This window comes from Pseudomonas sp. I2 (assembly GCF_040984075.1).
Taxonomy (GTDB): domain Bacteria; phylum Pseudomonadota; class Gammaproteobacteria; order Pseudomonadales; family Pseudomonadaceae; genus Aquipseudomonas; species Aquipseudomonas guariconensis_B.
The window spans coordinates 1-12450 of record NZ_JBCGFQ010000085.1 but is presented as its reverse complement, the minus strand read 5'-3'; the positions used below and the strand labels follow the sequence as shown (position 1 = coordinate 12450).

At 67.8% G+C, this 12450-nt stretch carries 2 protein-coding genes; both read left to right on the top strand.

Features of this window, described 5'->3' with window-relative positions:
- On the top strand, positions 1 to 3287 hold a 3287-nt coding region (locus WCE05_RS25095), incomplete at its 5' end, for an amino acid adenylation domain-containing protein (RefSeq protein WP_368816774.1).
- 12 nt (positions 3288 to 3299) lie between these two features.
- Positions 3300 to 12450, top strand: a 9151-nt coding sequence (locus tag WCE05_RS25090) for an amino acid adenylation domain-containing protein (RefSeq protein ID WP_368816773.1), incomplete at its 3' end; no start/stop codon positions are given.

Genomic DNA, 12450 nt, shown 5'->3' with positions numbered 1-12450 from the left:
GGCTGACGCCGTCGGACTTCCCGCTGGCGGGCCTGAGCCAGGCGCAACTCGACGCACTGCCGGTGGCGGTGGCCGAGGTCGAAGACATCTACCCACTGTCGCCGATGCAGCAGGGCATGCTGTTCCATTCCACGTTCGGCGAGAGCGACGGCGACTACATCAACCAGATGCAGGTCGAGGTCGCAGGCCTGGATGTGGCACGCTTCGAGGCGGCCTGGAACGCTGTGCTCCAGGCCCATGACAGTCTGCGTTGTGCCTTCGTCTGGTCCGCCGACCAGGCCCAACCGGTGCAGGTAGTGCTGCGCGAGGCCCGTGTGCCGTTCAGCGAGCTGGACTGGCGCGGTCGTGATGACCTGGCGCTGGCGCTCCCGACACTGGCCGCCGAAGAGCGTGGGCGCGGCTTCGATGTGCTGCAGGCGCCGTTGCTGCGCCTGGTGCTGGTTCGCCTGGAAGATGACCGCCATGCACTGATCTACACCAGCCATCACATCCTCATGGACGGCTGGAGCAATGCGCAACTGCTGGGTGAAGTGCTGCAACGCTACTGTGGCGAGCGGCCCACGCAGGCGGCGGGCCGCTTCGGCGACTACATTGGCTGGCTGCAGCGTCAGGACCGAGCGCAGAGCGAAGCTTTCTGGCGCGAGCAACTGGCCGCACTGGAAGAGCCCACCCGCTTGGCCAGCACCTGTCAACATGTCGGTGTCGATGGCTACGACGAGCACAGCCTGTCGATCGATGCGCAGACCACCGCGCGCCTGGGCCGCTTCGCCCGTGAGCGCAAGGTCACCGTCAACACCTTGGTGCAGGGGGCCTGGGCCTTGTTGCTGCAGCGTCGTGTCGGCCAGGACTGCGTGTCGTTCGGCGCCACCGTGGCCGGGCGACCGGCCGAGCTGGCCGGTATCGAGCAGCAGATCGGCCTGTTCATCAACACCTTGCCGGTGATCGTGCCGTGCACCGCCGGGCAGACGCTTGGCGACTGGCTGGACGATCTGCAGGCGCTCAACCTGCGCATCCGCGAACAGGAACACACACCACTGTTCGACATCCAACGCTGGGCCGGGCAAGGCGGTGACGCGCTGTTCGACAGTCTGCTGGTGTTCGAAAACTACCCGGTGGCCGAGGCCCTGGAGCGTGGTTCGCCCTCGGGTCTGCACTTTGGCCCGGTGCGCACACAGGAGCAGAGCAACTATCCGCTGACCCTGGCGGTCGGCCTGGAGGACAGCCTGTCGCTGCGCTGCAGCTATGACCGGCAGGCGTTCAGCGCGGCGATCATCGAGCAGATCGGCCAGCAACTGCGTCACTTGCTGCTGCAGATGCTCGAACAGGGCGCTGAGGTGCCTGTCGAGACCTTGCAATTGCTCGATGACGAGCAACGCCAGGCTGCGGTACAGGCCTGGAATACCGCCCCGGCCACGTTCGCGCCGAGCCAGCCGCTGCATCGCCTGATCGAAGCCCAGGCGGCCCGCGCGCCGCAGGCGCCGGCGCTGGTCTGCGAAGGCGAACAGTTGAGCTACGCCGAGCTGAACCGCCGGGCCAACCGGATCGCCCACGCGCTGATCGTCCGAGGCGTCGGCCCGGACGTGCTGGTGGGCCTGGCCGCGCCGCGCTCGCTGGAGATGGTGGTCGGCCTGCTGGCCATCCTCAAGGCCGGTGGTGCCTACGTGCCGCTGGACCCGGCCTACCCGCTGGACCGCCTGCACTACATGATCGAGGACAGCGGCCTGCAGTTGCTGCTCGGCCAGGGCGACCTCGGGCTGAGCCTGGCGGCGGACGTGCAGGTGCTGGACCTGGCCGCCGACTACGCAGACTTCGCCGAGGTCAACCCGAACGTCGCGGTGGACCTGGATAACCTGGCCTATGTCATCTACACCTCCGGCTCCACCGGCAAGCCGAAGGGCACCTTGCTGCCGCACCGCAACGTGCTGCGCCTGTTCGAGGCCACGGACGGCTGGTTCGGCTTCGGCCCGCAGGACTGCTGGACGCTGTTCCACTCCTATGCCTTCGACTTCTCGGTATGGGAGCTGTTCGGCGCCTTGCTGCATGGTGGCCGCCTGGTGATCGTGCCGCAGGATGTCAGCCGTTCGCCGGAGGCCTTCTACCAACTGCTGTGCGAGCAGCGGGTGACCGTGCTCAACCAGACGCCGTCGGCGTTCCGCCAGCTGATGCAGGTGGCCTGCGCCGAAGGCCAGCGCAGCGACCAGCAGCTGCGCTACGTGGTGTTCGGCGGCGAGGCGCTGGAGGTCGGCAGCCTGCGTCCGTGGTTCGAGCGCTTCGGCGATCGTGCCCCGCAACTGGTCAACATGTACGGCATCACCGAAACCACGGTGCACGTGACCTACCGTCCATTGTCGCTGGCTGACCTGGCGCAGGGCGCGTCGAGCCCGATTGGCGTGCCGATCCCGGACCAGAGCCTGTACGTGCTCGACAGCGACCTCAACCCGGTGGCTGCCGGCTGCGTCGGCGAGCTGTACGTCGGTCGCCAGGGCCTGGCCCGTGGCTACCTCAAGCGCGCCGACCTCAGCGCCACGCGCTTCATTCCCGACCCGTTCGGCGAGAGCGGGGCGCGGCTGTACCGCAGTGGCGACCTGGCACGCTGGCGCGCCGATGGGGTGATCGAGTACGTCGGGCGGATGGACCATCAGGTGAAGATCCGTGGCTTCCGCATCGAGCTGGGCGAGATCCAGGCGCGGCTGCAGGCGCTGCCTCAGGTGCGCGAGGCCGTGGTGCTGGCCCAGGAGGGGCCGAGCGGCACCCAGCTGGTCGGTTACCTGGTGGCCGGGCAAGCGGTGGCGGACCAGGCGATCTGGCGTGAGGCGGTCAAGGCCGCACTGCGCGAAGACCTGCCGGAGTACATGGTGCCGGCGCACCTGCTGCTGCTCGAGCGCATGCCGCTGACCGCCAACGGCAAGCTCGACCGCCGCGCCTTGCCGGCGGCGGATGCCAGCCTGCTGCAACAGGCTTATGTGGCGCCAGTCACTGAACTGGAACAGCAAGTGGCAGGCATCTGGGCTCAGGTGCTGGAGCTGGAGCAAGTAGGCTTGATCGACAACTTCTTCGAGCTTGGCGGCCATTCGTTGCTGGCCACCCAGGTAGCGCTGCGCCTGCGCGAAGCGCTGGGCCATGAAGTGCCGGTCAAGACGCTGTTCCTGGCCCGCGACCTGGCGGACTTCTGCGAGGCCTTGCAGGCCCTGCAGCCCGCGCTCGATCCACTGCACGATGTTTTGGCTAAATCCTTGGAGGACCTCAATCGTCTAACTGCCGATGATCTTGAAAAACTGATTTCCTAGTGAGGACACGGCATGCAGCAACTAATCGAATCGGTAAGCGCGCTTTCTTCCGAGAAGCGCAAAGCCTTGGCGATTCTGCTGAGTCAGAAGGGGGTCAACCTCTATGGCATCGCGCCGATTTTCCGGCGTGATGCCGACGAGCCCCTTCGGCTGTCCTATGCCCAGGAGCGTCAGTGGTTCCTCTGGAACCTGGAACCGCACAGCGCGGCGTATCACATCCCCACGGCGCTGCGCTTGCGCGGCGCCCTGGACATGGCCGCGCTGCAGCGCAGCTTCGCGACGCTGATCGAGCGTCACGAAGTACTGCGCAGCGTGTTCGTCGAGGTCGACGGGCAGTTGCTGCAGCAGGTTCGCGCGCCGTTCGCGCTGCCGCTGCCGGTGCAGGTACTGACCGATGCCGGGCAACTGGAACAGGCGGTGGCGGGGGAGATCGCCGTGCTCTTCGACCTGGGCGAAGGGCCGTTGCTGCGCGCGCGCCTGCTGCAGGTGAGCGAAGACGACCATGTGCTGGTGTTGACCCAGCACCACATCATTTCCGACGGCGCCTCGATGCAGTTGATGGTCGAGGAGCTGATCAACTGCTATGCCGCGTTCAGTCGTGGCCAGCAGCCCGAGCTGCCGGCGCTGCCGATCCAGTACGCCGATTATGCATTGTGGCAGCGCCAATGGATGGAGGCTGGCGAGCGCGAGCGCCAATTGGCCTACTGGACCACCCGCCTGGGCGGCGAGCAGCCGGTACTGGAATTGCCGCTGGATCGTCCGCGGCCAGCGCTGCAGAGCTTGCGTGGCGCACGCCTGGATATCGAGCTGTCGGCCGAGCTGGGCAAGGGTTTGCAAGAGGTAGCGCGGCAGCAGGGGGCGACCCTGTACATGGTCCTGCTGGCGTCGTTCCAGGCGCTGTTGCACCGCTACAGCCGACAGCGCGATATCCGTGTCGGCGTGCCGATCGGCAACCGCAACCGCGCCGAGACCGAGCGCCTGATCGGCTTCTTCGTCAATACCCAGGTGCTCAGCGCCGAAGTCGATGGTCAGGCGCCGTTCACCACATTGCTGCAACAGGCCAAGGAGGCGGCGCTGGGCGCCCAGGAGCATCAGGACCTGCCGTTCGAGCAACTGGTCGAAGCCTTGGCGCCGGAGCGCAACCTCAGCCACAGCCCGTTGTTCCAGGTGCTGTTCAATCACCAGACGCACCGTGGCGAGGGCCGGCAGGCCCATGAGCTGCCGGGGCTGCGGGTCGAATCGCTGAACTGGGAGAGCCAGACCGCGCAATTCGACCTGATGCTCGATACCCATGAAGAGCAGGGGCAGTTGTGGGCGTCGCTGACCTACGCGACCGACCTGTTCGACTCAACCACCATCGAGCGCCTGGCGGGCCACTGGCAGGCGTTGCTCGAAGGTATCGTCAGCGCCCCCGGCACGCGCGTCAGCGAGTTGCCGATGCTGACGACGGCGGAACGTGCCGCAACGCTGGCTGCCTGGAATACCGCCCCGGCCACGTTCGCGCCGAGCCAGCCGCTGCATCGCCTGATCGAAGCCCAGGCGGCCCGCGCGCCGCAGGCGCCGGCGCTGGTCTGCGAAGGCGAACAGTTGAGCTACGCCGAGCTGAACCGCCGGGCCAACCGGATCGCCCACGCGCTGATCGTCCGAGGCGTCGGCCCGGACGTGCTGGTGGGCCTGGCCGCGCCGCGCTCGCTGGAGATGGTGGTCGGCCTGCTGGCCATCCTCAAGGCCGGTGGTGCCTACGTGCCGCTGGACCCGGCCTACCCGCTGGACCGCCTGCACTACATGATCGAGGACAGCGGCCTGCAGTTGCTGCTCGGCCAGGGCGACCTCGGGCTGAGCCTGGCGGCGGACGAGCAGGTGCTGGACCTGGCCGCCGACTACGCAGACTTCGCCGAGGTCAACCCGACCGTCGCGGTGGACCTGGATAACCTGGCCTATGTCATCTACACCTCCGGCTCCACCGGCAAGCCGAAGGGCACCTTGCTGCCGCACCGCAACGTGCTGCGCCTGTTCGAGGCCACGGACGGCTGGTTCGGCTTCGGCCCGCAGGACTGCTGGACGCTGTTCCACTCCTATGCCTTCGACTTCTCGGTATGGGAGCTGTTCGGCGCCTTGCTGCATGGTGGCCGCCTGGTGATCGTGCCGCAGGATGTCAGCCGTTCGCCGGAGGCCTTCTACCAACTGCTGTGCGAGCAGCGGGTGACCGTGCTCAACCAGACGCCGTCGGCGTTCCGCCAGCTGATGCAGGTGGCCTGCGCCGAAGGCCAGCGCAGCGACCAGCAGCTGCGCTACGTGGTGTTCGGCGGCGAGGCGCTGGAGGTCGGCAGCCTGCGTCCGTGGTTCGAGCGCTTCGGCGATCGTGCCCCGCAACTGGTCAACATGTACGGCATCACCGAAACCACGGTGCACGTGACCTACCGTCCATTGTCGCTGGCTGACCTGGCGCAGGGCGCGTCGAGCCCGATTGGCGTGCCGATCCCGGACCAGAGCCTGTACGTGCTCGACAGCGACCTCAACCCGGTGGCTGCCGGCTGCGTCGGCGAGCTGTACGTCGGTCGCCAGGGCCTGGCCCGTGGCTACCTCAAGCGCGCCGACCTCAGCGCCACGCGCTTCATTCCCGACCCGTTCGGCGAGAGCGGGGCGCGGCTGTACCGCAGTGGCGACCTGGCACGCTGGCGCGCCGATGGGGTGATCGAGTACGTCGGGCGGATGGACCATCAGGTGAAGATCCGTGGCTTCCGCATCGAGCTGGGCGAGATCCAGGCGCGGCTGCAGGCGCTGCCTCAGGTGCGCGAGGCCGTGGTGCTGGCCCAGGAGGGGCCGAGCGGCACCCAGCTGGTCGGTTACCTGGTGGCCGGGCAAGCGGTGGCGGACCAGGCGATCTGGCGTGAGGCGGTCAAGGCCGCACTGCGCGAAGACCTGCCGGAGTACATGGTGCCGGCGCACCTGCTGCTGCTCGAGCGCATGCCGTTGACCGCCAACGGCAAGCTCGACCGCCGCGCCTTGCCGGCGGCGGATGCCAGCCTGCTGCAACAGGCCTATGTAGCCCCGCAAAGCGAAATGGAACAGCGCATTGCCGCTGTCTGGGCCGATGTGCTGCGTCTGGAGCGGGTCGGCTTGAGCGACAACTTCTTCGAGCTGGGTGGCGACTCGATCATTTCCATCCAGGTGGTCAGCCGTGCCCGTCAGGCCGGCATTCATTTCACTCCCAAGGAGCTGTTCCAGCACCAGACCGTTCAGGGCCTGGCCCGTGTGGCGCGCGAGGGCGGCGCGGCGCAGCGCATCGACCAGGGGGCGGTACAGGGCGGCATGCCGCTGCTGCCGGTACAGCAGTGGTTCTTCGGCGAAGTGAGCGACGAGGCGCACCACTGGAACCAGTCAGTGCTGCTGCGTCCCACTCGGGCCTTGCAGGCGGCGACCGTCGAGGCGGCCTTGCAGGCCCTGCTGGTGCAGCACGATGCGTTGCGCCTGCGCTTTACCCGCGAGCAGGGTCAGTGGCAGGCCAGTCACGGTCAGCCTGGCCAGGCCAAGGACCTGCTCTGGCAGCGGCAGGCCGCCGACCAGGACGCGCTGCTGGCACTGTGTGAAGCGGCGCAACGCAGCCTGAGCCTGGAAGGGCCGCTGCTGCGTGCTGTGCTGGTCGGCATGGGCGACGGCAGCCAACGCTTGCTGCTGGTGATCCACCACCTGGTCATCGACGGCGTGTCCTGGCGCGTGCTGTTCGAGGACCTGCAACAGGCCTGCGCGCAACTGGATGCGCAGCAGCCTGTGCGGCTGCCGGCGAAAACCAGTGCCTACAAGGCCTGGGCCGAGCGTTTGGGGGAGCATGCCCGTAGTGACGCCATGGCGCGCGAGCTGGCCTGGTGGCAGGGCCAGCTCGCCGATGCTCCGCAGGACCTGCCGTGCGCCAATCCGGCCGGCGGCCAGCAGAACCGCCATGCCCGCAGCCTGCATACGCGGCTGGACAGCGAGCTCACCCGGCAGTTGCTGCAGCAGGCCCCGGCAGCTTACCGCACCCAGGTCAACGACCTGCTGCTGACCGCGCTGGCCCGGGTGGTGTGCCGCTGGAGCGCGCAGCACACCGTGCTGATCCAACTTGAAGGGCATGGCCGCGAAGACCTGTTCGACGACATCGACCTGACTCGCACCGTCGGCTGGTTCACCACCTTGTTCCCGCTGGCCCTCACGCCTGCGCAGGACCTGGCGGGCTCGATCAAGGCGGTCAAGGAGCAACTGCGTGCCGTCCCCGCCAAGGGCATCGGCTACGGCATGCTCCGCCATCTGGGCGATGCTGCGGTGCAGGCCGGTCTTGCCGCCTTGCCGGTGCCGCGTATCACCTTCAACTATCTGGGGCAGTTCGATGGCAGTTTCGACGCCGAGCAGGGTGCGCTGTTCGTCCCGGTCGGCGAGCCGCGCGGCGAGGAGCAGAGCCCGGCGGCGCCGCTGGGCAACTGGCTGACGCTCAATGGGCAGGTCTACGGTGGTGAACTGGCCATCGGTTGGACCTACAGCCACGAGATGTTCGATGAGGCCACGGTCCAGACCTTGGCCGATGACTATGCCGCCGAGCTGAAGGCGCTCATCGCCCATTGCTGCGACTCGCGCCATGCCGGTGTCACGCCCTCGGACTTCCCGCTGGCACGCCTGGATCAGGCGCACCTCGACCAGTTGCTGGACGATCCGCGTGCGGTCGAGGATGTCTATCCGTTGTCGCCGATGCAGCAGGGCATGCTGTTCCATAGCCTGTATGGCCAGGGCAACGGCGACTATATCAACCAGATGCGGGTGACCGTGGAAGGCTTGCAGGTCGAGCGTTTCCGCGCGGCCTGGCAGGCGTCGGCCGATGCCCAGCCGATCCTGCGCAGTCGCTTCGCCTGGGAGGGTGACATCGGCCAGCCGCTGCAGATCGTCCAGCGCCAGGTCCAGGTGCCGTTCGACTACCTCGACTGGCATGCCGAGGCCGAGCCTGGCGCACGCCTGGACGCCCTGGCCGAGGCCGAGCGCGATCGTGGTTTCGACCTGCGTGAGGCGCCGTTGCTGCGCATGACCGTGGTGCGCACCGGCGAGCAGCGCTTCGAGCTGATCTACACCAACCATCACATCCTCATGGACGGCTGGAGCAACTCCCAGTTGATGGGGGAAGTCCTGCAGCGTTATGCCGGGCAGGCGCCGGCCCAGGCCGGGCGTTACCGCGACTACATCGACTGGTTGCAGCGCCAGGATCCGGCGGTCAGCGAAGCGTTCTGGCGCGAGCGCCTGGCCGAACTGGAGGCGCCCACACGTTTGGCCCAGGGCCTGCAGGCCGAGCCTGGCAGCGGGTACGCCAGCCATGTGCGGCTGGTCGACGCCGAGCGCACGCAGCGTCTGGAAACCTTCGCCCGCCAGCAGAAGGTCACTGTCAACACCCTGCTGCAAGCGGCCTGGCTACTGCTGTTGCAGCGCTACAGCGGGCAGGCCACGGTGGCCTTCGGCGCCACCGTGGCGGGCCGGCCGCTGGAGCTGCCGGGTATCGAGCAGCAGATCGGTCTGTTCATCAACACCCTGCCAGTGATCGCCACGCCACAGCCGGCCCAGTCCGTGGCCGACTGGCTGCAGGCAGTGCAGGCGCTCAACCTTGGCTTGCGTGAGCACGAGCACACGCCCTTGTTCGATATCCAGCGCTGGGCCGGGCAGGGCGGTGACGCGCTGTTCGACAGCCTGCTGGTGTTCGAGAACTACCCGGTGGCCGAGGCCCTGGAGCGTGGCGCGCCACAGGAGCTGCGCTTCGGCAGCGTCGACAGTCGCGAGCAGACCAACTACCCGCTGACCCTGGGCGTGAACCTGGGCGGTACCCTGGAGCTGCACTACAGCTTCATGCGTGCCCATTTCGATGAGTCGGCCATTGTCCGCCTGGACCAGCAACTGATCGGCCTGATGGAGCAGTTCAGCCAGGCGCCCGCCGCGGCGTTGGGCAACCTGAGCCTGCTCGATAGCCAGGCCCAGCAGGCCCTGGCCGTGGCCAACGCGCCGCAGCCATGGCAGGACGGCTTGCTGGTGCACCAACGCATCGCCGCCCAGGCCGCGCGCCGGCCCCAGGCTCCCGCGGTACTGTTCGGCGACCAGGTGCTGGACTTCGCCAGCCTGGAGCGTCAGGCCAACCAACTGGCCCATCGCCTGGTCGCCGAAGGCGTAGGCGCCGAGATCCGTGTCGGCGTGGCCTTGCCCCGTGGGCCGCAGGTGATCGTCGCCTTGCTCGCGGTGCTCAAGGCCGGTGGCGCCTATGTGCCGCTGGACGCCAGCTATCCGGCCGAGCGCCTGGCCTACCTGATGCAGGACTCCGGTATCGCCCTGTTGCTCACCGACTCGACCTTGCGCGGGCAACTGCCGCTGCCGGCGGCGTTGGCTGCCCTCAATCTCGACCAGCTCGACCTGACCGCACAGCCGACCCATGCGCCGCAAACAGTGGTGCAGCCGCAGAGCCTGGCCTATGTGATCTACACCTCCGGTTCCACCGGCAAGCCCAAGGGGGTGTGCGTCGAGCATGGTCCGCTGGCGATGCACTGCGAAGCCATCGGCCGGCGCTATGCCATGGTCGAGGACGATTGCGAGCTGCACTTCATGTCGTTCGCCTTCGACGGCGCTCATGAGCGCTGGCTCACCGCGTTGACCCACGGCAGCCGCCTGCTGGTGCGTGATGACAGCCTCTGGGAGCCAGGCCAGACCTGCGCGCGCATGTGTGAGCACGGCGTGACCGTGGCGGCGTTCCCGCCGGCGTACCTGTTGCAGATGGCCGAGCACGTCGAGCTGCATGGCCAGGCGCCGAAGGCGCGCATTTACTGCTTCGGCGGCGACGCGGTGCCCCGTGACAGCTACCAGCGCGTGCATGCTGCCCTGGCGCCGGAGCACATCATCAACGGCTACGGCCCGACCGAGACGGTGGTGACCCCGCTGATCTGGAAAGCCGACCGCGCTACCGACTGCGGCGCTGCCTACGCACCGATCGGCACGCGTATCGGCGACCGTCGCACCTACGTGCTGGCCGCCGACCTGAGCGTCCTGCCAGCCGGCCTGCAGGGTGAGCTGTACCTTGGTGGCCACGGCCTGGCCCGTGGCTACCTGGACCGGCCGGGCATGACCGCCGAGCGCTTCGTTCCCGATCCGCACGGCGAGCCAGGCGCGCGCCTGTACCGCAGTGGCGACCTGGTACGCGAGCGCCGCGATGGCGTGTTCGACTACCAGGGGCGAGTGGACAACCAGGTGAAAATCCGCGGCTTCCGCGTCGAACTGGGCGAAGTCGAGGCCCGCCTGCTGGCCCAGGCTGGCGTGCGCGATGCCGCCGTGGTCGCCCGGCCAGGCCCGAGCGGCCAGCAGTTGGTCGGCTATGTGGTGGCGTTGCAGCCAGGTCAGGCTGATGCCGCGTGGTGCGACGCGCTCAGGGCGAGCCTGCGCGAAGTGCTGCCGGACTACATGGTTCCGGCGCATGTCCTGTCGCTCGCCAGCATGCCGCTGACCCCCAACGGCAAGCTTGACCGCAAGGCGCTGCCGCAGCCTGAGGCCGCTCAGTCCCGACATGATCACCAGCCACCGCGTACCGCGCTGGAGCAGACGGTGGCGGCGATCTGGGCCGATGTGCTCAAGCTGCCGCAGGTGGGCTTGCACGATCACTTCTTCGAGCTGGGTGGTCACTCGTTGCTGGCCACCCAGGTCGTCGCCCGGGTGCGTCACGCCCTGCAGGTCGAGGTGGCGCTGCGCACCTTGTTCGAGCATGGCACCCTGCAGGCGTTCTGCGCCCAGCTATCGGAGTCTGCCGACGCAGCGGTGCCCGCCATCGGCCTGGCCGATCGCTCGCGGGCGCTGGCATTGTCCTATGCCCAGGAGCGCCAGTGGTTCCTCTGGCAGCTGGCCCCGGACAGCGCCGCCTACCATATTCCGGTGGCCCTGCGCCTGCGTGGAGCGCTGCGTGTCGAAGCCCTGCGCCGGGCGTTCGAACACCTGGTGGCGCGGCACGAGAGCCTGCGCACGGTGTTCGTTCATGCACAGGGGCGTACCGAGCAGGTGATACAGGCGCCGTACGCCTTCGAGCTGCCGCTGGAGGTGCTGGCCGATGCCAGCGATGCCGCGCTGCTGTCGCGGGTGGAACAGGAGGTCGCACGTCCGTTCGACCTCGGGCAGGGCCCGCTGCTGCGCGCCTGCCTGTTGCGCCAGGGCAGCGATGAACATGTGCTGGTGCTGGTGATGCATCACATCGTCAGCGATGGTGTGTCGATGCAGGTCATGGTCGACGAGCTGGTGGCCCTGTACGACGCCTTTGACCAGGGGCAGGCACCGAGCCTTGCGCCGTTGCCGATCCAGTACGCCGACTATGCCGTCTGGCAGCGCCAGTGGATGGACGCTGGTGAGCGTGAGCGGCAGCTGACCTATTGGGTCGAACGCCTGGGCGGCACGCAGCCTGTGCTCGAACTGCCGCTGGATCACCCGCGTCCGGCGATGCGCAGCCAAGCCGGTGCCAGTTTGACGCTGGCCCTGTCCGGTGAGCTGCAGCAGGGATTGCGCGCGCTGGCCAGGGAACAGGGGGTGACGCTGTTCATGCTGTTGCTGGCGGCTTACCAGACGTTGCTGCACCGCTACAGCGGCCAGTCCGACATCCGTGTCGGTGTGCCGATCGCCAACCGCAACCATGCTCGCACCGAAGGCATGATCGGCTTCTTCGTCAATACCCAGGTGCTCAAGGCCGAGTTCGCGCCGCAGGCGACCTTTGCCGCGCTGCTTGGCCAGGTGCGCCAGGCGGCGCTGGAGGCCCAGGCCTACCAGGACCTGCCGTTCGAGCAACTGGTCGAGGCCCTGGCGCCGGAGCGCAACCTCAGCCACAGCCCGCTGTTCCAGGCACTGTTCAACTACCAGAGCGGCGCGCGCCGTGGCCAGGGCGCGCAACAGGCGCATGCCTTGAGCGTCGAAGGGCTGCAATGGGATACCGGTGTCGCCCAGTTCGACCTGACCTTGGATGTGTTCGACAGCGAAGAGGGCATGCTGGCCTCGTTGGTGTATGCCACCGATCTGTTCGAGCGCTCGACCATCGAGCGGCTGTCGACCCACTTCATCAATCTGTTGCAAGGCATCGTCGAGCAACCGCAACAACCGGTGGCCGAACTGCCATTGCTGGCGGCCGCCGAGCGCGAGCGCA